The sequence below is a fragment of the Corynebacterium jeikeium genome, from assembly GCF_028609885.1.
In the GTDB taxonomy this organism is placed as follows: Bacteria; Actinomycetota; Actinomycetes; order Mycobacteriales; family Mycobacteriaceae; genus Corynebacterium; species Corynebacterium jeikeium.
The window spans coordinates 499,101-519,527 of record NZ_CP063195.1 but is presented as its reverse complement, the minus strand read 5'-3'; the positions used below and the strand labels follow the sequence as shown (position 1 = coordinate 519,527).

18 protein-coding genes are annotated in these 20,427 nt (G+C 61.3%); 11 read left to right on the top strand and 7 right to left on the bottom strand.

All coding sequences use genetic code 11. From position 1 onward, the window contains the following. Positions 1-91: 91 nt before the first annotated feature. Entirely contained in the window at positions 92-973 is an 882-nt protein-coding gene (locus CJEIK_RS02235) for an ABC transporter ATP-binding protein (protein ID WP_005294410.1), read from the top strand. Beyond that, positions 970-2,190 (top strand): ABC transporter permease, encoded by a 1,221-nt coding sequence (locus CJEIK_RS02230; protein WP_005294413.1) that lies wholly within the window; start codon positions 970-972, stop codon positions 2,188-2,190. Before CJEIK_RS02235 ends, CJEIK_RS02230 begins: the two co-directional genes overlap by 4 nt. A gap of 5 nt (positions 2,191-2,195) precedes the next feature. Here CJEIK_RS02230 and CJEIK_RS02225 read toward each other — a convergent pair whose 3' ends face one another. Together CJEIK_RS02225 and CJEIK_RS02220 are read right to left on the bottom strand one after the other, a co-directional pair. Beyond that, entirely contained in the window at positions 2,196-2,555 is a 360-nt protein-coding gene (locus CJEIK_RS02225; protein ID WP_005294416.1) for an FKBP-type peptidyl-prolyl cis-trans isomerase, read from the bottom strand. Between the two features lie 119 nt (positions 2,556-2,674). Next, a complete protein-coding gene (locus tag CJEIK_RS02220) occupies positions 2,675-3,952 on the bottom strand; it encodes a citrate synthase (RefSeq protein ID WP_005294418.1) in 1,278 nt (425 codons plus the stop codon). 362 nt (positions 3,953-4,314) lie between these two features. On the opposite strand from CJEIK_RS02220, the gene serC reads away from it, so the two are divergent. The 3 genes from serC to CJEIK_RS02205 all read left to right on the top strand — a co-directional run bounded on the left by serC (position 4,315) and on the right by CJEIK_RS02205 (position 7,728). Next, positions 4,315-5,472: a phosphoserine transaminase gene (serC, locus tag CJEIK_RS02215; RefSeq protein WP_005294421.1), complete on the top strand. Its 1,158-nt coding sequence runs from the start codon at positions 4,315-4,317 to the stop codon at positions 5,470-5,472. A gap of 156 nt (positions 5,473-5,628) precedes the next feature. Beyond that, positions 5,629-6,792: a septation protein SepH gene (gene sepH / locus CJEIK_RS02210; RefSeq protein WP_034964881.1), complete on the top strand. Its 1,164-nt coding sequence runs from the start codon at positions 5,629-5,631 to the stop codon at positions 6,790-6,792. Positions 6,793-6,813: 21 nt separating this feature from the next. Beyond that, positions 6,814-7,728 carry a DUF6928 family protein gene (locus CJEIK_RS02205; RefSeq protein ID WP_005294427.1) on the top strand — a complete coding sequence of 305 codons (915 nt, stop codon included), beginning with the start codon at positions 6,814-6,816 and terminating at the stop codon, positions 7,726-7,728. Between the two features lie 6 nt (positions 7,729-7,734). Here the strand turns inward: CJEIK_RS02205 and CJEIK_RS02200 are convergent, their stop codons facing one another. The 3 genes from CJEIK_RS02200 to CJEIK_RS02190 all read right to left on the bottom strand — a co-directional run bounded on the left by CJEIK_RS02200 (position 7,735) and on the right by CJEIK_RS02190 (position 11,069). Continuing rightward, positions 7,735-8,655 (bottom strand): TrmH family RNA methyltransferase, encoded by a 921-nt coding sequence (locus CJEIK_RS02200; protein ID WP_005294429.1) that lies wholly within the window; start codon positions 8,653-8,655, stop codon positions 7,735-7,737. Between the two features lie 2 nt (positions 8,656-8,657). Further along, a complete protein-coding gene (locus tag CJEIK_RS02195) occupies positions 8,658-10,151 on the bottom strand; it encodes an NCS2 family permease (RefSeq protein ID WP_005294431.1) in 1,494 nt (497 codons plus the stop codon). 174 nt (positions 10,152-10,325) lie between these two features. Further along, positions 10,326-11,069: a DUF3027 domain-containing protein gene (locus CJEIK_RS02190; protein ID WP_005294434.1), complete on the bottom strand. Its 744-nt coding sequence runs from the start codon at positions 11,067-11,069 to the stop codon at positions 10,326-10,328. A 135-nt stretch (positions 11,070-11,204) separates the two neighbouring features. Between CJEIK_RS02190 and CJEIK_RS02185 the strand changes: the two genes are divergently transcribed. Together CJEIK_RS02185 and CJEIK_RS02180 are read left to right on the top strand one after the other, a co-directional pair. Continuing rightward, positions 11,205-11,990, top strand: a complete 786-nt coding sequence (locus CJEIK_RS02185; protein ID WP_034964830.1) for a glutaminyl-peptide cyclotransferase — start codon at positions 11,205-11,207, stop codon at positions 11,988-11,990. A 63-nt stretch (positions 11,991-12,053) separates the two neighbouring features. Continuing rightward, positions 12,054-12,647, top strand: a complete 594-nt coding sequence (locus tag CJEIK_RS02180) for a DUF2771 domain-containing protein (RefSeq protein ID WP_005294438.1) — start codon at positions 12,054-12,056, stop codon at positions 12,645-12,647. A 67-nt stretch (positions 12,648-12,714) separates the two neighbouring features. On the opposite strand, the gene CJEIK_RS02175 is transcribed toward CJEIK_RS02180, so the two are convergent. Continuing rightward, positions 12,715-13,098, bottom strand: coding sequence for a cold-shock protein (locus CJEIK_RS02175; protein WP_005294442.1), 384 nt, complete (start codon positions 13,096-13,098; stop codon positions 12,715-12,717). Positions 13,099-13,499: 401 nt separating this feature from the next. On the opposite strand from CJEIK_RS02175, the gene CJEIK_RS02170 reads away from it, so the two are divergent. Next, positions 13,500-14,126, top strand: coding sequence for a resuscitation-promoting factor Rpf1 domain-containing protein (locus tag CJEIK_RS02170; RefSeq protein ID WP_005294445.1), 627 nt, complete (start codon positions 13,500-13,502; stop codon positions 14,124-14,126). Between the two features lie 303 nt (positions 14,127-14,429). After that, positions 14,430-15,614 carry an IS256-like element IS3503 family transposase gene (locus CJEIK_RS02165; protein WP_011018353.1) on the top strand — a complete coding sequence of 395 codons (1,185 nt, stop codon included), beginning with the start codon at positions 14,430-14,432 and terminating at the stop codon, positions 15,612-15,614. Positions 15,615-15,742: 128 nt separating this feature from the next. Here the strand turns inward: CJEIK_RS02165 and CJEIK_RS02160 are convergent, their stop codons facing one another. Further along, on the bottom strand, positions 15,743-15,931 hold the full coding sequence (locus tag CJEIK_RS02160; protein WP_005294448.1) for a hypothetical protein: 189 nt from the start codon (positions 15,929-15,931) through the stop codon (positions 15,743-15,745). 201 nt (positions 15,932-16,132) lie between these two features. On the opposite strand from CJEIK_RS02160, the gene CJEIK_RS02155 reads away from it, so the two are divergent. Together CJEIK_RS02155 and CJEIK_RS02150 are read left to right on the top strand one after the other, a co-directional pair. Next, positions 16,133-18,718, top strand: coding sequence for a helicase-associated domain-containing protein (locus CJEIK_RS02155; protein WP_005294451.1), 2,586 nt, complete (start codon positions 16,133-16,135; stop codon positions 18,716-18,718). Positions 18,719-18,836: 118 nt separating this feature from the next. Further along, a complete protein-coding gene (locus CJEIK_RS02150) occupies positions 18,837-20,417 on the top strand; it encodes a helicase-associated domain-containing protein (protein WP_011273100.1) in 1,581 nt (526 codons plus the stop codon). Positions 20,418-20,427 lie beyond the last annotated feature (10 nt).

Below are 20,427 nucleotides of genomic sequence, written 5' to 3'. Positions count from 1 at the left end.
CAGAAAGCCAGAAAGCATTGCCAGCTCAAATATTTGGCGTATGACACAATAAACAAGATCCTTCTTTTCGTTATAAAACTCCAAGGAATGTATGGAAGCTCTCTATATCAACAACCTCAATAAGAGTTACGGGGACCATCAGGTCCTCCACGACATGACGCTCCAGGTCCAGCCCGGCGAAATGTACGGTTTCGTTGGCTCCAACGGTGCCGGCAAGTCCACCACAATGCGCATCGCGCTGGGAGTACTCGCTGCAGACAGCGGCGAGGTTCGCCTGGGCGATAAGCCGATCGATGATGACCTGCGCCGTCGCATCGGATACATGCCAGAAGAGCGCGGCCTGTACGCGAAAGAAAAGATCGGCGATCAGCTGCGCTTCTTCGCCCGCCTCCACGGCTTGAGCGACGAATCGGCCCGGAAGAACGCGGAAGGCCTGCTGGAGCAGCTCGGCCTGGCCGAGCGCTCGGACGACAAGCTGGAAGAGCTATCGCTGGGTAACCAGCAGCGCGTCCAGCTGGCGGCCTCGCTGATCCACGACCCGGAACTGCTGATCCTGGACGAGCCTTTCTCCGGCCTGGATCCCGTGGCCGTGAATGTGATGAGCGACCTGCTTGTCGAGCGTTGCAATGCGGGCGTTCCAGTCCTGTTCAGCTCCCACCAGCTTGATCTGGTGCAGCGCCTGTGCGACCGCGTGGGCATCATCGCCAAGGGGCGCATGAAGGCCGAGGGAACCGTCGACGAGCTGCGTACCCGCGGCCCCATCGTCTACGAGGTGCGCACTCCGGCGCGCGACTGGTATCCCCAGGGCACGCGCCTGGTTGAGGACTTTGGCGAGGGCGTGCTGCTCGAGGCCGAGACCACGGATCTGGATCAGCAGATCCTGCAGGCTGCGCTAGCTGTCGGCCCGGTCCACTCGTTCTCTCGCCGTATCCCGCACCTTGCAGAGCTCTTCCAGGAGGTCGTCGAATCATGAGTTATTCTTCTCCGAACACCATCGCCACCGTCGCCAAGCGCGAGATCCAGGTGGCTGCCCGCAGCAAGGCGATCATGTTCTCCCTGATTGTGGTCATCGCCGTCATGCTCATCGGCGTGTTCGCCGGCGCATGGTTCGCCAGCAAGGACGACGGCGACGAAACTCCGAAGCTCGGTCTTGTGGGGATTGAGAAGGAGTTTGTTGACGCCGCCTCGGCCTCCGCCGAAGGCGCCCCAGAGGGGACTGAAGTTTCCGGTGGCGTGAAGGCGGAAACTGTGGGCTCCCGCGATGAAGCTTCTTCTAAGGTGTCCGACGAGGACCTCGATGCAGCCCTGGTGAAGACTGATTCCGGCTACGAACTGCTCGCCGAGGGTGAGCCGAATCCCACTATCCTCAGTGTCGTAGGTGCCGCAATTAACGCGCACGCGCAATCTGAAGCGCTAAACAAGGTGGGAGTTTCCCCCGAAGAGTTCGCCAAGGCCACCCCTTCCACGCAGTTGGAGACCGTGGACTTGAAGGCAGATGACGCGACGAAGGCTAACGAACCGCAGTTCTACACGGCCTTGGTCGGCGTAATGCTGATGGCATACTTCATCATCCTCTTCGCCGCGAACGTCGGCGGGCGCATCACCGAGGAGAAGTCCTCTCGTGTGGTGGAGATCATCCTGGCCTCCGCCCGCCCGATGGATTTCTTGGCTGGCAAGATCATCGGCAACACCGTCTTCGGTTTCATCGGCACCGCGATCCTGCTGATCATCGGCGCGGTCGCAGTATCCGTCTCCGGGCTGTTGGGAGACGTGGAGCTCGATTACACGGTGGTGGCTCTGATGCTGTTGGCTTTCTGCATCGGCATGCTTTTCTTCGGCAGTCTGTACGCCGCAGCGGGCTCGCTGGTCTCCCGTACGGAGGATCTACAGTCCACCCAGGCCCCGATCCTGCTGTTCATTATGGGCATGACCTACGCCCCGCTTTTCGGCCTCAGCAACATGGAATCCACGTTCATGCAGGTGCTGGGTTGGGTGCCGCCGTTTAGCCTGACCGTCGCCCCGATGAACATGGCGGCGGGCACGATGAGCCTGCCGCAGGTTCTGCTGAGCTTCCTCATCGCCACCGTTGCGACGGTTCTGGTGATTCTGCTGGTGGCCCGCGTCTACCGCAATTCCATTCTGAACAACGGCAAAAAGATGAGCTGGGCCAAGGCACTGAAGGGCGCCTAACCGCTTTAGTTCACGGCGATTAGGTCAATAATAAAGACCAGCGTACGGCCAGATAGGGGGTGGCCCATACCGGCCGGGCCGTACGCCTTCTCCGGGGGAATAGTCAGCTTGCGGCGACCACCGGCGCGCATGCCCGGGATACCCTCCTGCCAGCCCTCGATCAGGCCGGAAAGGGGGAACTCGATGGACTCGCCGCGATCCCAGGAAGAGTCGAACTCCTCGCCGGTCGCGAAGTCCACTCCCACGTAGTGCACCTCCACCATGCCGCCCGGCACGGCCTCTGCGCCCTCGCCGATCACCAGGTCTTCAATCACCAGGTCCTTCGGTGCGGGGCCGTTCGAGAGGTCGATCTGCGGTTTGCTCATGGGAAGTCTCCTTTGAAAACTGATAGCTTCTCGAACTCCCACCCTAGCAAAACGCGAAACACCCCCTTGGGGGCATACGCAATGCGTAGCCAGCCCAAGGGGGCGTCACCAAAAAGGATTTAGAGCTTGCGCGCACCCTCGCCGGTGTAGATCTGGCGCGGACGGTTGATCTTCGCGGTCGGATCGTTGACCTGCTCCAGGTAGTGAGCGATCCAGCCCGGCAGGCGCCCCATGGCGAACAGGACGGTGAAGAAGTCCGTCGGGAAGCCCATAGCGCGGTAGATCAGGCCGGTGTAGAAGTCCACGTTCGGGTAGAGCTTGCGGGAGATGAAGTAATCATCAGCCAGCGCAATCTCTTCCAGCTTCATAGCCAGATCCAGCAGGTGGTCGCCACCCAGGTGCTCCAGGATCTCGTGTGCGGACTCCTTGACGATGGCCGCACGCGGGTCGTAGTTCTTGTACACGCGGTGACCGAAGCCCATCAGCTTAACGCCCGGCTCCTTGTTCTTCACGCGGTTCATGAACTCGGTAGCGTCGCCACCGTTAGCGTGGATCTCCTCCAGCATCTCCAGAACGGCCTGGTTAGCACCGCCGTGCAGCGGGCCGGACAGAGCGTTGATACCTGCGGCGATGGAGACGAACATGTTGGCCTGGGAAGAACCAACCATGCGGACGGTGGAGGTGGAGCAGTTCTGCTCGTGGTCAGCGTGCAGGATCAGCAGCTTGTCCAGAGCCTTGGTAACCACCGGGTCATCCTCGAAAGGCTCGGTCGGGTAGCCGAACATCTGGCGCAGGAAGTTCTGGCGCGCGTTCATGGAGTTATCCGGGTACATGTACGGCTTACCCTTGGAAGCGCGGTAAGCGTAAGCAGCCAGCATCGGCACCTTCGCCATCAGGCGGTAGGTGTTCAGCTTCTGGTGATCCGGGTTCAGCGGATCCAGGGAGTCCTGGTAATAGGTCGACAGAATGTTCAGGGAGGAAGCCAGAACGCTCATCGGGTGAGCGTCGCGCGGGAACACGCGGAACTGTGCCTTGAAGTCTTCATCCAGCAGGGTGTGGTTGCGGATGTTGGTGTTGAACTCCTCAGCCTGCTCCTTGTTCGGCAGCTCGCCGTTGATCAGCAGGTAGGAAACCTCGTTGAAGGTTGCGTTGTTGGCCAGGTCGGCAATGTCGTAGCCACGGTAACGCAGGATGCCGTTTGCACCGTCGATGTAGGTGATGGCGGACTTGGTGGAACCGGTGTTCACGTAGCCGGGATCCAGGGTGGTCAAGCCGGTTTCTGCCAGCATCTTGCCCAGTGCGACACCGTCGTTACCTTCGGTGGCGCGGACAATGTCCATTTCGTACTCTCCACCTGGGTAGTGGAGAACGGCCTTGTCCTGATTATCAGTAGCCATTGACATCCCTTTCTGAAATGTTCACGTGCCTGCCCGCAGCGAATGTTGTAGCGATTACTTTCTGGTAAAAGCTTGCGCTGGCACCGTTGGAGCGGAACACAGATTCACGGTTTCACTTGTAAATTGTAGCCGCTTGAGGGCTTCCCCGTATGACGATACTTGCATAGCTAAGCCGACGGGGGGATACGGCACACTGTAGTGCCTATGTGACGCAGATGACAGACTAGCAGGCGTAAGCGGGGGTAAATCACGGCCTCACCACCCACAATTCTTATATTTTTGGCACCTTTTGGCCAAGCTGCCGGCGCAAAGGTCTACCCTATAAGGTCAAGCGCAAAAAATACGAGCGATCAGAGGGAAAGATGAACGCACCTGCCAACGACCAGAACACTCTGCCCACTATCCCTGCGGAGTTCATTCCCGCCGACGGCCGCTTCGGCTGTGGACCGTCCAAGGTCCGCCCAGCCCAGCTGCAGGCTATCCAAGACAATGCAGCCATTCTGGGCACCTCCCACCGCCAGGCTGGTGTAAAGGATGTCGTCGGCTCCGTGCGCGAAGGCCTATCCCAGTTGTTCAACCTGCCGGAGGGCTACGAAATCATCCTCTCCCTGGGTGGCGCCACCGCTTTCTGGGATGCCGCTTCCTTCGGCCTTATCCGCAACAAGTCCGCGCACCTGACCTACGGTGAGTTCTCCTCCAAGTTCGCCAGTGTCTCCAAGAAGGCCCCGTGGCTGGACGAGCCCCAGATTGTTGCGGGCGAGCCGGGCACCGCTCCGTCCCCGAGCGAGCTGGATGGTACCGATGCGGATCTGATCGGCTGGGCTCACAACGAAACCTCCACGGGTGCAATGGTTCCAGTAACCCGCCCGAAGGCCGCCTCGGACGACACCCTGGTCGCCATCGACGCAACCTCCGGCGCCGGCGGCCTGCCCGTCGATATGAATGAGGCTGATGTCTACTACTTCAGCCCACAGAAGTGCTTCGCTTCCGATGGTGGCCTGTGGCTAGCCGCCTTCTCCCCCGCCGCACTGGAGCGCGTGGAGGAGATCGCCGCTTCCGACCGCTACATCCCGGCCTTCCTGGATCTGAAGACCGCCGTGGATAACTCCCGCAAGAACCAGACGTACAACACCCCGGCCGTCGCTACCCTGCTCATGCTGGACGATCAGGTGAAGTGGATGAACGCCAACGGTGGCCTGGACGGCATGGTAGCCCGCACCACCGAGTCCTCCCAGGCCCTGTACAGCTGGGCCGACTCCCGCGCAGAAGCCACCCCGTTCGTACAGGACGCAGATGCCCGCTCCCTCGTCGTCGGCACTATCGACTTCGACGAGAACATCGATGCCGCCAAGATCGCCAAGATCCTGCGCGCCAATGGCATTCTGGATACCGAGCCTTACCGCAAGCTGGGCCGTAACCAGCTGCGTATCGGCATGTTCCCGGCCATCGACCCGGAGGACGTCAAGAAGCTGACCGGCGCCATCGACTTCATCCTCGACGGCGGTCACGCTGCCAAGTAGCCCACCTTTGGGCTAGCGTTTCGCCCAGTTGCCCCTGGTTTCGCCTACTTCTAGCGACTGAATTCACTCACCCTCCAGCCGAGCTTTTAGCTAAGGTTGGAGGGTGATGTTAATAACACTGCCGTCATTTGCCGCATCACCCGTCAGGAGGCCACGTTGCAAGAGCTGAAATTTGTCGTCGCCGATAGCGATGCCTCATCGCTCGTGCTGCGCGCCGTTGACCCGGCCGTCGGCGGCCCTATCGCCGAGTACTTTCTGCCCGTCACCGACGAGTTGCGCTCTTTTCTTAGTGACGCCCCCACGGCCAGCGCAGGCAGCGCTTCCGTAGAAGCCGAGGTTGATCCTCGCTCCGTGGCTTCCGAGAGTTCCGACTCAGATGCCACCAGCGCGTCCAGTGCCGCCGGTCCTGCCGATGCCGCCACAGATCCCGCAGAGGCACACCGGGAGGAGGAGCAAGCGGCAACCCGCGCTGAGGAGGAAGCAGTTGAAGCCGAGGTGGCGTCACTGTTCAAGGGGCGCGGACAGAACCGGCCTAACGCGCGTCCGCACCGCACCCGGATTTCGATGTCCCCACGTGTGATTCAGGATCGCATCCGCCACGGCGCTACCGTGGCCGAGCTGGCGGACGAGGCGGACACAGACGAGTCTCGCATTGAGCCCTACGCCTGGCCGATCCTCCAGGAGCGCGCACGCATCGCGGAGCTCGCACACGCGGCGCTGCCGGTAAACGGAGATGGCGTTTCTAACCAGCCACTGTGGGAAGTTCTGGCAACAGCTCTGGCGGCGCACGGGGAATCTCTTTCGGACGCCGAATGGGATGCTTACCAAAATGCCGCCAAGCAGTGGATCGTCACCGTGGCCTGGGAGAAGGACGCGGCTGGGCGTACCAGCACGCACACCGCGGAGTTCATCATCGAACTGCGCGGCTCGGAGAAAGCACTGGCGCACCCGCACAACAGCATCGCAGGCGACCTGGTGAACCCGCGCTATGGGCAACCGGTGCGCAGCGTTTCGCCGGTAACTCCCCTGCTGCATCCAACGCAGGCTCCTGAGGATGAGCACTGGGAGGGCGACCAGGCCGATCTGGATCGCCGGGACGAACGGTCTAACGAGTCCCGCGTAACTGAGGCTCACACCGCACAGGGCACTCCCCCCACCGGCGACGATTCCCCTGCGGAACGGAACGAACGCGGTGATAATGATTTCCTAATGCACCCCGACGCAAAGGCCGCGAAGCCGAAGCGTAAGCGCAAGGCCGTGACCCCACATTGGGAAGACGTCCTGCTCGGTGTGCGCACCAACCCCAAGAAAAAGAACTAGGCGATAGAAGGAGCCACAGCTGTGACCCTGGTGACCCTTTGGTTTGTAAATGCTGCCAACCCCAGCACCGTGGTGAACCAGGAGCATAAGGTCGACCGTGGCTTCGCCCGCAAGTACCTTGCACAACTGAACCCAGCCTGGCCGCTGACGCATATCGGCGACTTCGACATGACACGCAGCGCAACCCCCGGCACCGATGAGTTCTACATCGGCGGCTATCCGGGGTTGTCGGTGGTGCAAACAGTAATCCCCGACCTGCGAAAGCTCTCCGAGTTGCCAGAACGCTACCGCACACTGGTCAGCGCAGCCGACGTGTACGCCTCCTGTGTGGTGGCAGACCCGGAAACCGCAGCTTCGACGAAGCCGGGGGACGGAGGAGATCCGGCTTCCACGGAAGTAGACGAAACCTTCGGTGGCTTCGCCCACTGGTCCGGCGGCCAGCTCAAACGATCCTTCTGCGCCACTCGCGAGACGGTGTTCGAGGACATTGGGCTGCCCGGCGAGTTCGAGGCTGACTACTGGGCAGGCAACACCGAAGCCAGTGGTATCCAATTGCCATTCGTTCCCGCAGAGCTTGCTGCTGCCGCCATTGAGTCCTGGCTAGGCTTTTCAGTCTCCGCCTCCGGCCCGGCACTGCCCATTGCAGCTTTCGCCGTCGACGGCCGGCCGGAGGCGAAATCCTCCGAGTACGACGGTCTGACGCACGGGGGCCCCAAGCCGGACGACATGGTCTCCGTCTACGACGATGAGCAAGGCTATGACGATTACGCCGCCCCGTCCCGTGAGAGCGAACCCAGCGGCGCGGAGGTAGCCAAGAACGTGCTGACCTCCTTGGGAAAGGGGGCACGCAAGGGGCTTTCCGCTGGGCTGAAGGGGCTACGCGGGGCTTCCCAGAAGATCGGCGACGAGGTACGCCGCCGCAGCCGCGGGAAGTAAACCCGCCTAGCGGACTGCTTCGTAGAAGGCGATGGCTGCCGCTGTAGCCACGTTTAGCGAGTCAGTTCCCCGAGCCATCGGGATACTGGCGCGCACATCCGCGGCACGCATGGCGTGCTCCGTCAGTCCGGGCCCTTCGGCGCCGACCATCACCGCTACTTTCCTCCCGCGCATGCGAGCCGCCTCCGTAGCCTCGCGAAGCGTGGTGTCCCCCGCCGGCGTGAGTGCCACGACCTCGTAGCCACGCCGCTGTAGCAACTCCAGATCCCGCTGCCAGGTTGTCGTCGTTCCGGGAAACCTCGCCCACGGAAGGCGCAGCACATGGCCCATGGAAACGCGCACACTGCGTCGGTACAGAGGGTCGGCAGTGGCCGCGCCAAAAAGCACGGCATCAACGTTGAGCCCCGCAGCGTTACGGAAAATGGAGCCGATATTCTCGTGATCCCCCACTCCCTCTAGCACGGCGATCACTCCGCTGGTGTCGGCGGCTTCCTCCAGGTGGTTCAGCACTGCCTCCACGGCACTCGCCCCTGTGCCTACCGGGGCCCCGGTGCTAGCCGTGCTCACAGGGCCCACAGGACCCACAGGGTTCACAGGCAACCGATCCGCCGACGCAACCAGTCCCCTATGCATATCGAAACCCGCGACTTCCTTTAAGACCTCGCGGGAAACCTCGAACACGGAAAAGTTGGCGTCATCACTAGAAAGAGCGCGAGACAGCTCCGCCTCGATCGCCCGCAGCTTCCCCGGGAACCCCACGACCGCGCGGGTCGGATAAGGGCTAGCCAGCAGGCGCGGGACAACCAAGGTGCCCTCGGCGATGATCAGCTGCTCGCCGGACTTCTTGTCGGAGGCGTTGAGGTTCCGAAAGTCGTCCAGGCGCGAGTCACGCGGGTCATCGATCCGGATGGGCGAAAAAATGGCCATTGCTAGCCTCGCAGCAGATCCATCACCGGATCGGCGGCGAAGTAGACAACAAACATCGCAGCCACCAAGTACAACAGCGGGTGGACCTTCTTTGCGCGACCGCCGACTAGTGCCATCACGGCGTAAGTAATGAAGCCCACGCCGATGCCGTTGGCGATGGAATAGGTAAATGGCATGACCACGATGGTCAGGAAGGCCGGCAGGGCAATATCGAAGCGCGCAAAGTCAATGTCCTTAATCTGTGCCATCATCATCGCACCCACGATCACCAGAACCGGGGCGGCAGCCTCGATCGGCACAACCTCGTACAGAGGAGTGAAGAACATCGCCAAGATAAACAGCAGGCCGGTAACCACATTGGCCAAACCCGTGCGGGCGCCGTCGGCAATACCCGCCGCAGAGTCCACAAACACGGTGTTCGACGAGCCAGAGACCGCGCCACCAACAATCGCGCCGCCACCTTCGACGATCAGGGCCGTGCGCAGGTTTGGCAGACGATCTTCCTCATCTACCAGCTGAGCCTGCTTGCCCAGTGCAGTCATGGTTCCCATAGCGTCGAAGAAGTTCGCCAGCACCAGGGTGAAGATCAGCATGCACGCTGCCAGCACGCCCACCCGGCTGAACGCACCGAACAGATCCACAGCGCCGACCAGGGAAAGGTCCGGCATACCGCCCAGAGAGTCCGGGCTCTGCGGCACTGCCAGGTTCCAGCCTGCGGGGTTCGGCTTGCCATCGACGAAGGACGGACCGGTGTGAGTGAGCGCCTCAACGATCATGGCGATGATGGTGTTGGCGACGATGCCGATGAACAGGCCGCCGCGAACCTTGCGGACCACCAGGGTTCCACAGATCAGCAGGCCGATAATGAAGACGAACGTGGGCCAAGAAGCAATGGAGCCGTTGATGCCCAGGCCAACCGGGACGGTGGTGCCCGCGGCATCCGGAATGCGGCGGACGAAGCCGGAGTCCACCAAGCCAATCATTGCAATAAACAGGCCAATACCCACGCCGATGGCCGCCTTCAGCGAGCTCGGGATGGAGTTAAACACAGCCTCGCGGAAGCCCGTGATGGCCAGCAGCACGATGAGGATACCGTCGATGACCACCAGCCCCATGGCTTCCGGCCAGGTCAGCCCCTCCGTGCCGACGAAGGTGACGGCCACCAGGGTATTAATGCCCAGACCGGCAGCGATGCCGAAGGGATAGCGGGCGATGATGCCGAAGGCGATGGTCATCACACCCGCCGCCAGAGCGGTAACCGCAGCCACGCGGGCGGTGCCCAGCTCGTCGCCGTTGAAGTCTGCACTGGTGCCCAGGATCAACGGGTTCAGGATGATGATGTAGGCCATCGCGAAGAACGTGACCACACCACCGCGGACCTCGGTGCCCACCGTCGAGTGGCGCTCCGAAATATGGAAAAAGCGGTCTAGGAAGCCACGGTCCTGCGGTTCCCCAGATTTTGTCTCTGCGGCCTTTGCGGCCTGTGCATCTGCCATGCGGGTTTCTCCCCTACCTGTTCGGACTGTGCTTGGGAGCCACCCTCCAGCAGAACCGTAGGTAGCCACCACAATTTGAAACGACAAGTCATAAGTAACCACCCCGCAGGGCATTTATGCAACTATTAGGTACCCGTCCGGGGCACCCCAACTGCGCTGGAGCCGGCGTCCTACTTATTCGAAGCGCGAGAATCCCTCGTCGACGTACACCCCGTAATTATTGGTGCCCTCCCCAAGCTCCTCGCCGATGGATTCCTCCACTGTCGCCGAGTGCGCGCCACAACCATAATCCCGCTGAACCACGCGCCCGTCGGCGGAATACTCGTTCGTGCACACGCCTACACCGTTTTCCACGTTGTCGATAGGCAGGTAAAACGCACACGTTTCGCACTGCAAATCGGCCTTCTTCGCGAACTCGGAGCGCGGCCCGTATTCCCCTTCGCGCCAGCGCTTGCGGGCCTGTCGCAACCCCTCGTGCGAAAGCGTATTGCCTGCATGCGGGTTGCGCAGGAAGCCATCGCCATCCTGCAGCTTGGCCCACGCGGTCAGCCGCTCGTCGTCGCGGCGCGGCGGGAGCGTATCGCCAGGCCCCAAGTCGCCCGGCTGGACGCGATCCTCATAGGGCACCCACTCGGGGGCCAGGGAGGCGTGCTTGCCTGCCTGCAGGCTGACCTCGTTGATGGTCAGGATCCCACTACCCGGCACAGTCACCAGCACCACAACCCACTCCCAGCCACGATAGCCGGGCACGTGGCTGGCGTAACGGTAAATCCCCAAACCTTCGCCGTCCGTTGCGATACCGAGGGCCTTCCCCACCTCGTCGCCGCCCACTTCTTCCACTGCGGCGCGGGCGGTTTCCTTCGCCTGCGCAGAAAAAAGAATCGGATCTGCCTTTTTCTTCCTACTCACCTGAACCATTATGCCTGCCACCCGTTCACTGTGATGCATGATGGTTGCATGTTCTCTTACCGACGCCACCCTCACGCATCCCGCCCCCAGCTTCGAAACGGGCGGGTTACTTCCCAAATATTCGCAGCTGTAGGAGCCGCAGCTTTGGCGTTTTCGTTATCGGCGTGCGGTGCGGACGACGGGGCGTCACTAATAAAACCAGGGACAACAGCAAAAGAGTATGGCGATGCACCGATGCTCGAGGTCACGGTGGACGAAGTACACTCATGGGACAAATCTGCGTTTACCCAGGGGCTTGAGACGGCCGACGACGGGCGCCTACTGGTCGGCACTGGTCTATACGGCGAATCGAAGATCTATTACACGAACCTGGAGGGCGAAAAATCCGGCGAACAGAGCCTAGACAAGGAGCTGTTCGGCGAGGGGGTTGCGATTCATGGCGATACGGCGTGGCAACTGACATGGAAGGAACACACCGCGATTAAGCGCGACGCACGCACACTCGACGAGGTGGACCGGGCAGACTACGAGACCGAGGGGTGGGGCTTGTGCTCCCAGCAGGATCGACTGGTAATGAGCGACGGCTCGGGCACGCTGACTTTTCGCGACCCCGAAACTTTCGCCAAGACTGGTTCCGTGGAAGTGGAAGGCACCGACCAACTCAACGAATTGGAATGCACTGCCGACGGCAAGGTGTGGGCCAACGTGTGGCAGACCGACACGATCTTGGAGATCGACCCGGAAGACGGGAAGGTCACACACGTTGTGGATACAGCCGGGCTTTTCCCCGCAGCACAGCGCGACGGCGCGGACGTGTTGAATGGCATAGCGGTCGTGCCAGGCAGTTCCCCAGACGACCGGCGCTTCTACCTGACCGGCAAGCTGTGGGACGAGATGTACGAGGTGCGCTTTAAGGAGCCGCAGGGTTAGGCGTGGCTAAAAAGGCGGCTAGGGGTTAGGGCTTGTCCGGCCAGTGAATTAGGATCGGGAGGCGTGAGCGAGCAAGAGAAAACCAGTCCGAAGCCTTCCGCCGCGCCTGCGCCGAAGCTGTCCAAGAAACAGCAGCGCCAGCGAGCCCAACGAAAGCAGCTGATGACGATGGGTGCGATCGTCGCCCTCGTGGTGGTGGTGATCGGCGGCGTGCTGCTTTATAACCGCTGGCAGGACGGGAAAATCGAAACGCTACCGCAGGATCAGCGGATCATTGCCGTGGTCAATGGAGAGGAACACGAGATCGCACCCTACTCCGTGTGCCAATTGGACGATCCGGACTGCAAGCCTTCCCAGCCCTACAAGCTGCACGTGGGTAATGCTAAGAAGGTCACGATTAAGCCACCGGAGGATATCTACAACCACGACTGGTCGCTGCTGCAGATCTTCGACGAACCAGGCGCTAACCAAGACAACTACTACAAGGCCTACGAGCGTGAGGAAGTCACGCTGGACATAGAGTCTTCCATGAAGGCAGATGACGGAGGCACTCCCAAGCTGAAGGTTTTGGAGCTGCACACAATGTTGGTCGGCTTGGACGACAACGAAGAGCAAACCCCCTACGCAACCATCTGGTCGATCGAGATCGCCCAGTAGCTCCCTCAAGTTCGAGGGGGTTGCGAGGGGGTTGTTTTAGTGGAGTCCGGGATTCGACTATCGAGGTCTAGCTATCGAGCTCGCGCGCGATGGTACGAAGGATCTCTGCCACCTGGCGAGCCTCCTTATGCTCCGGCCGACGCCCAGACTGCAGTACTGGCAACACGCTGCTATCTAGCAGCGTGATCGTATCCTGCACCATCTGGTGAAGCTGCTCTGGGTTGTACTTGTGCTGTGCACGGCGGGGGCCGTTGTCCAACACCGTCATAGTGTGTACCTGCGGTCCACGGCGACCGGCGATGAACTCGTACTCGATACGCTGGCCCTTGACCAGTTCGGTGACGCCGTCGGGCAGCACCTGGGAACCGACGTAGACGTCCTCGTCCCCAGGGTTGCTGACGAAGCCGTAGCCGCGATCAGCGTCGTACCACTTCACTTTTCCGGTTGGCATGGGATCACCCTATTCTTTGAAGTCAATAGAATGCATTAGGTTAGCGAGAATGCCGAGGTAGGGCAAATCCCGTCAACAAATCACACAGGTCACAGACGTCACACCCCAAATGTGATCTTCGTCACATTACGAAACTATAACGAAATGGATTCATTCCGATAAAATCCAGGTCAATGAGCATTTCAAAAATTCGCCTTAACGCCACATAAGTGTCGGATCTTGCCAAAAACGTGACACAAACGTGACAAACCAGTAGCGTAGCCCATGACCTTAAGGCGAACGAGCAAACGGCTCGACGTCACAGAAGCAAGAAGTTCACTGATTTCAAGGGAACTTGAAGAGATAACGAAACAAAAGGCGCCATCAGCAAGACAGGGCGCCCGAAGGGAAACTCAGCAAATATGGCACGTCACGCAAAGACCAGCTCTTTCACCACCGCAGCCCGCCTGTCCGTCGCAGGCGTTGCAGTAGCAGCAACCTCTGCACTGCTGGCTCCGACCGCTTCCGCAGCTCCGGATTCCGACTGGGATCGCCTGGCACAGTGCGAGTCCGGCGGTAACTGGTCCATCAACACCGGCAACGGCTTCCACGGTGGCCTGCAGTTCAGCCCGTCCACTTGGGCTGGCTACGGCGGTAAGCAGTACGCCCCGTACGCATACCAGGCAACCCGCGAGCAGCAGATCGCCGTTGCAGAGCGCGTTCTGGCTGGCCAGGGCTGGGGCGCATGGCCGGCTTGCTCCGCCAAATTGGGCCTGAACTCCAAGCCGACCCCGCGCAACGCTGCCGCAAAGCCGAAGGCAAAGCCGGCTGCTCCGGCTCCGGTTGTACAAAAGGCCGTTCGCGACCTGTCCCGCAACTCCAACGCTCTGGCTGTAGACAAGTTCTACGATGCACTGGTCAAGCGCATCGAGGAGCTCGGCTACTCCGTGCCGAAGGAAGTCACCGACTACTACAACGCCAACAAGCACTCCCTGAACCACACCTACAAGCAGTACTCCGCTCAGCTGCAGGCCGTGCTGCCTCACTAAGAGCAGATCTAGCTAAAGCCGGGTCAGCACGCCACTGCGTGCTGACCCGGCTTTTTGTAATCACACAGCTTAGGACCTAAAGCACCTACGAGGCACTCGACTAAGCTGCCCCATATATCCGATGGTCCCGAAGGTGGACTCAGGCAAACTCGGGTTAAGTAAAGAAAAGTGTGTCCGCATGCCACCATAACCCCAGACCACACACCACAAATCACCAAAGAATAGCTCCCCGAAAGCTATTACCCACACCATCCCGCACCTCCGGCCACATTTGTGCTAACCGCACACCGGTTGGATTAAAGGATGACCACCAACCGCCCCAGCTGCCCACTATGCGGCAACAACACAAAGAAAAACGGCACCACCAGCAAATCAACCACCCGTTGGCGCTGCACCCACTGCGGACACTCCTTTACCCGCAACACCCAAACCCACAACAAAAATACCGCCACCATGGCTTTGTTCATCCAATGGGCCACCGGCACCCAATCTCTAACCACCTTCGCCGCACACCATGGCGTAACCAGGCAAACCATGCACCACCGATTCCGATGGTGCTGGTGGATCATCCCCACACCCACCATCGACTCATTCCGCATCCATGACCAAATCTTCCTCGACGCGACCTATCTAAAGTCCGGATGCCTCCTGATCGCAGCCAGTAAAACCCACGTCATCAACTGGACCTGGGCCAGACACGAAACCACCGCCGCCTACACCGAACTCCTACGCCCCATTGCCGCACCACTAATCGCAGTCACAGACGGCGGACAAGGTGCCCAATCAGCCATCCACCACTGCTGGCCAACAACACGCATCCAACGCTGCCTCGTCCACGCCCAACGAACAGTCCGCCGCCACACCACCAGCAACCCCCGCACCGATGCCGGCAAAACCCTCTACCGCCTAGCCCTGAAACTCACTCGCATCACCGACCTTGACCAAGCATCCACATGGGTCGCCCACCTGCACGAATTCGACCACACCTACCGGGAATGGATGAACGAGAAAACCACCATCAAAGACCCTGCTACCGGCGCCTACACCAAGGTCTACACCCACCAACGCGTCCGAGCGGCCTATCAATCATTGCTATCTCTGCACCGCAGAGACCTGCTGTTTACCTACCTGCAACCCCCACCAACAACCATCGACCCCGACAACCTTGCAGCAACAACAAACAGCCTCGAAGGTGGCATCAACGCCCCCATAAAAGAACTAGCCCGCAGACACCGCGGACTATCACTACCGCATCAACGCACAGTGATGGATTGGTGGCTGTATCTACATACAGAAGTCCCTGACGATCCGGTCAAGATCGCCAGGGACCAACGATGGGGTCAAGACGCACTTTCCACAGCAACAGACCTGATCACCCACAACACCACAGCCACTACCAATGACATCGGTGCACCAGCAGAATACGACACCGCCATCGACACCAGCTACCAACACAACCTCGGCATCCAAAAAGGCTGGATCAAATAACCGCAACACGCCCGGAAAAGACACACTTTTCTTTACTTAACCCGCAAACTCAGATGTCGTCGCAAGCGAAAGGTGGCGCGCATCCCCCAATGGGGAGGCGCGCCACCTTCATTAGTTTGATAGTTCAGTTACTTGTTAATAACGGTGAACGAGTGCACGTACGGAAGCTCGGAAGCATCGACAGGAAACTCGATGTCACCGTAGGGGCTCAGGGCACCCGCGGTATCAGCCACCAGCTCGGTAACAGCGTGACGGCCCTCAGGAATATCGGTCGGCCAGCCTGCGTCGACATAGCCCTTCTTCTCAACGTTAGCCATAGTTGTATCTTTGCACATCGGAAGGGAAAAGGACACACGAAGTGGCAATTTCTACCCACGCCCCCACCCGTTCTACCGGATTCCTCACGTTCCGAACTGCCGCACTGTCGGCGCTCTGCCGCTGCACTATCGCTGCACAGTCCCCGCTCAACTGCTGCCACGGCAGAAAGTAGTAGAATTTCCAGCTAGAATAGAGCGATTATGCATGACAACTCCGCGAACTCTACCGCCGATGGCAGCTCCCCTGCTTCTCTTCGCAGCGGGTTTCCCTCCTACGGAGAATGGCTGTTCGGGCAGTCGGATGAAGCACTCGCGGACCTGCTCACTCGCTTGCTGGAATCGAACCCCACAACATTCGTGGAAAACCTAACTGGAAGCAGTGCAGCGCTCGATAGCCTTTCCGCTGCTGTTTCCCCCCCCGGCCGCAGCCGCCATTCAGAATTATTCGCGGATTCCCCCGACCCGGCACTACTCCACTTGAATTCCCTCGAGCTCGCCGTCTGCCATGCAGCGTGTGAACTCGATGCGGTGCATCACCCATGCACGGTGGCGGAGCTGATCGACATGCTCGACGAGCTCTTCGATATCGCCGGCACGCCGACTTCGCAACGCCCGAGCGAGGTCGAGGTTCGCATTGCCGTGCAATCCCTCTGCCACTGGGGACTGGTTTTCGGGCCAGACTTCACGCTCCCCTCCACGCAGCTGCCTAGCGCACAAACCCCGCTGAAGATCCCACCCCACCTGCCGCGCATGTTTGAACCCTCCACGGAGCAGCTATGGCGGCTGGTCGATTCCACCCGCTGCCCCATCCCCACCTCCGAGCTTCCCCAGGTCGTGGAAGATCTTCCACCCCGTCAGCGCCGGTTGCTATCCACCTTGGCCAACGGGGGCGGCGTAGGGCACTCCGCCTCGTTGCACGAAGGTGCGGATCCCTCCAAGCCCCTGCCCACCCTGGTGCGCCGGGGTATTTTGGACCAGCTCGACGATACAACTGCGCGCCTAACGGGCCGCGTGCAACAGCTCTTGCATGGCACGCTCATAGCCGATCCGGGTGGGTACTTCGCTGCCCCTCACCAAGCGATCGCTGCGCCCCAGGTCAGCGACACCCCGGGCGATACCGGCCCCGGTACCGGCTCTGGCTCTACCCGAAGCTCTCGCGCAGATGACGTCGGCGCAGCCCAGGCCATCCAGCTAATCCAAGACCTCGGCCACCTCATCGAGGATCTCGGCCGCAACCCGATTGTTCCCCTTTCCTCCGGCGGTATCGGCACCCGCGAGGTGAACAAGGTCGCCCGTCGCCGCGACGAGCCCGCCGAAACCACCCTCCATCTGCTGACATGGCTCGCCCACGCGAACCTCATCGGCCGCGGCCGAGCTACTCCCACCCCGGCCGGCCAGCCCGCGCGCGATTACTGGGCGCCCACGGAGCTCGCCCTCGACTTCCTGGAGGCCTCCCCCGCCACTGCCTGGGCGATCCTGCAAGTCGGCTGGGCCGGCAGCGCCTACGCTCCCTGGCTCGTCGACGAACCGGACGTCCGCCCCTTCGAGGCTGGTACGGCATCACACGCTGCGCGCGGCCTACGCCGAACCTTCCCGTCACTGTTCGCTGATCTTGGCACTTTTGGTAGTGACGCCCCCACGCCCCAATCAGCCGAACTCCAGCAAGAGCTCTGGCGCGTGCGCCCCGGCGAGGCCTGGCGCACCACGCACACCGCCTGGGATGCAGTGTGGGAGGAGGCTAAAGAGGTTGGTGTGTTGGCGTCATTAAGAAGAGACACCGTACCTACCCGGGCGATGGCCGCACTGCGCGACGTACTGGGCGGTAGCACACATCAGTCAGCAAACCCCGTGGCGGATCTGGCCGACGCGCTGGCGGAGATTCTTCCTGCCCCGGTGGAGCAGCTGATTGTGCAGGCAGACCACACGATCATGGCGCCGGGACTGCTGCGCCCGGCCGACCAGGCGATGCTGGCGAAGTTCAGCGATCAAGAATCCGGCGGCATGGCCAGCGTTTGGCGAATGTCCAAGGAGTCCGTGGAACGGGCGCTGCGGGCGGGGCTTGGCGCTGCAGAAATTGAGGAATTCCTGGAGGCCCGCGCGCTGGGCGGGACGGAAAACATTCCGCAGGCCCTGCGCTACATGCTGCACGATGCGGAGCGCAGCCTCTCTCAGGCAACGGCCGGGGTGGCGCAGATGTATCTGAGCGTGACGGAACCCGAGGCACTGGACCGGATCCTGGCGCTGCCGGATATCGACGGACTGCGCTTGAGGAGGATCGCGCCGACAGTGGCGGTTTCCGCAGCACAGCTATCGTTTGTAACCGACCGCTTGGAGGCCATGGGCGTGCAATTGCGCCTGGAGGGTGGGCAGGCACTCGCGGATGCTCCCGTGCTTTCGCGGGTAGCAACCCCCACTCGCGAAGGGCTGCATTCGGAGTCGGGGGCAAGTGATCAGGTCATCGCCAGCGCCATTGAGGGGTTCCGCCGCAGCCACGACAACGCAGATCGGACCGACGCAAGCGCTACAGGCACAGTGGTAGGCGCAGGGGCAGGCCAGCACGAAGGCTCCCGCGTGGTACACACCGCCGAAGAAATGATGGCCGCGATCTCACGGGCGTATTCCGCCGGCACGATCGTGCGGATTAGTTTTGTCAATAACGACGGCAAGCAAACCAGCGACCAAGTTTCAATCGTCATGATCCGACCGTCCACCATCGCAGTGGTCTCCGAAATCAGTGGCGAGAGCTTCACCGTGCAGCCGCACCGCCTCAGCAGCGTGGAATACTAGCGCACCACAGCCGGCTACAGCGGGAGACAACTGCAAGATGACAGTGCAGCTACAGTAGAGGGTTGTCCCAAAAGCAAGACAAAAGCATCCCCTACCCCTTGTGAGGAGCGTCCAGCTAGTGAGCATCGGCACCGGCCCCCTGATCGTCCAGTCGGACAAGACAGTGCTGCTGGAAATCGACCACGAACAGGCGCAAGAGGCGCGCACCGCGCTGGCGCCGTTCGCGGAGCTGGAGCGCGCGCCCGAGCACGTACACACCTACCGCATCACCCCGCTGGCGCTGTGGAACGCCCGTGCCGCCGGGCACGACGCGGAACAGGTCATGGACGTGCTGGAAACCTACTCGCGGTTCCCCGTCCCGCAACCGCTGCTCATCGACATTGCCGACACGATGGATCGCTACGGGCGACTGAAGCTCATCAAGCACCCCGCGCACGGGCTCGTGTTGGAGACGACGGACAGGGCTGTGCTGACGGAGATCCGGCGTCACAAAAAAATAAAGCCCATGTTGGGCGCGGAGATCGACGAGGACTCGGTCGTTGTACACCCTTCCGAGCGCGGCAGGCTCAAGCAGGAACTGCTGAAGGTCGGCTGGCCCGCAGAGGATCTGGCGGGATACGTCGACGGCGAGGCGCACCCCATCGAGCTGTCGCAGGAACACGAAGAATGGCAGCTCCGCGACTACCAGGAGATGGCGGCCGACAGCTTCTGGGAAGGCGGCTCGGGCGTGGTAGTGCTGCCGTGTGGTGCGGGAAAGACGATGGTTGGCGCGGCCTCGATGGCCAAGGCAAAGGCCACCACCCTGATCCTGGTGACGAACACCATCGCGGGCAGGCAGTGGAAGGACGAGCTGGTGCGCCGTACCTCCCTGACCGAGGACGAAATCGGCGAATACTCTGGAGAAAAGAAGGAGATCCGCCCCGTGACCATCGCCACCTACCAGGTGGTTACCCGCAAGTCGAAGGGCGAATACCGGGCGCTGGAGCTGTTCGACTCCCGCGACTGGGGCTTGATCATCTACGACGAGGTGCACCTGCTGCCCGCCCCGGTGTTCCGCATGACCTCCGACCTGCAGTCCCGCCGCCGCCTGGGGCTCACCGCCACCCTGGTGCGCGAGGACGGCCGCGAAGGCGACGTCTTCAGCCTAATCGGGCCGAAGCGCTATGACGCCCCATGGAAGGACATCGAGGCCTTCCTGGATCGCATGTCCCCCGGCGGTCTCTCGTCCGTTCCCCAGTCCCTGCGGTATTTGATTGACGACGCCACCAGGGCATTCCAGCAGGGCTCCGCCACCGAACCCCACTCGGCTCGTGTCCCGTCTCGCGTGGATACTCCCCAGCGCAACATCATGGACATCACTGGGGACTCCACCGAGATCGCCTCGGAGATCGACGGCGCCGTGGAGGGTTTTCGCCGCGCCCACGACCAGGCCATCGCCGTGGACCCGGCGGACGGCACGAAGGCCTCGGACACCCGGACCTTCCGCTCGCCGCGGGAGATCATGTCCGAGCTGCGCCGCGCCTATACCGCGGGCACACAGGTGCGCCTGCACTACGTGGACTATGCGGGTGCCACCAGCCATGACTGGATCTCCATCGTGATGATGACCCCCTCCACCATCTCCGCGGTGCTCGAATCCACCGGGGAGAGCCTCACGATCCAACCCCACCGCATCGCTGCGGTGGACGTGCCGTGCTAGAGGTTATGAC

Coding starts and splice junctions, on each gene's coding strand:
- CJEIK_RS02200 (WP_005294429.1), bottom strand. CDS start 8,655: ATGGCCATTTTTTCGCCCATCCGGATCGATGACCCGCGTGACTCGCGC.
- CJEIK_RS02230 (WP_005294413.1), top strand. CDS start 970: ATGAGTTATTCTTCTCCGAACACCATCGCCACCGTCGCCAAGCGCGAG.
- CJEIK_RS02195 (WP_005294431.1), bottom strand. CDS start 10,151: ATGGCAGATGCACAGGCCGCAAAGGCCGCAGAGACAAAATCTGGGGAA.
- CJEIK_RS02165 (WP_011018353.1), top strand. CDS start 14,430: ATGACCACCAACCGCCCCAGCTGCCCACTATGCGGCAACAACACAAAG.
- CJEIK_RS02190 (WP_005294434.1), bottom strand. CDS start 11,069: ATGGTTCAGGTGAGTAGGAAGAAAAAGGCAGATCCGATTCTTTTTTCT.
- CJEIK_RS02170 (WP_005294445.1), top strand. CDS start 13,500: ATGGCACGTCACGCAAAGACCAGCTCTTTCACCACCGCAGCCCGCCTG.
- CJEIK_RS02160 (WP_005294448.1), bottom strand. CDS start 15,931: ATGGCTAACGTTGAGAAGAAGGGCTATGTCGACGCAGGCTGGCCGACC.
- serC (WP_005294421.1), top strand. CDS start 4,315: ATGAACGCACCTGCCAACGACCAGAACACTCTGCCCACTATCCCTGCG.
- CJEIK_RS02155 (WP_005294451.1), top strand. CDS start 16,133: ATGCATGACAACTCCGCGAACTCTACCGCCGATGGCAGCTCCCCTGCT.
- CJEIK_RS02175 (WP_005294442.1), bottom strand. CDS start 13,098: ATGCCAACCGGAAAAGTGAAGTGGTACGACGCTGATCGCGGCTACGGC.
- CJEIK_RS02235 (WP_005294410.1), top strand. CDS start 92: ATGGAAGCTCTCTATATCAACAACCTCAATAAGAGTTACGGGGACCAT.
- CJEIK_RS02225 (WP_005294416.1), bottom strand. CDS start 2,555: ATGAGCAAACCGCAGATCGACCTCTCGAACGGCCCCGCACCGAAGGAC.
- CJEIK_RS02220 (WP_005294418.1), bottom strand. CDS start 3,952: ATGGCTACTGATAATCAGGACAAGGCCGTTCTCCACTACCCAGGTGGA.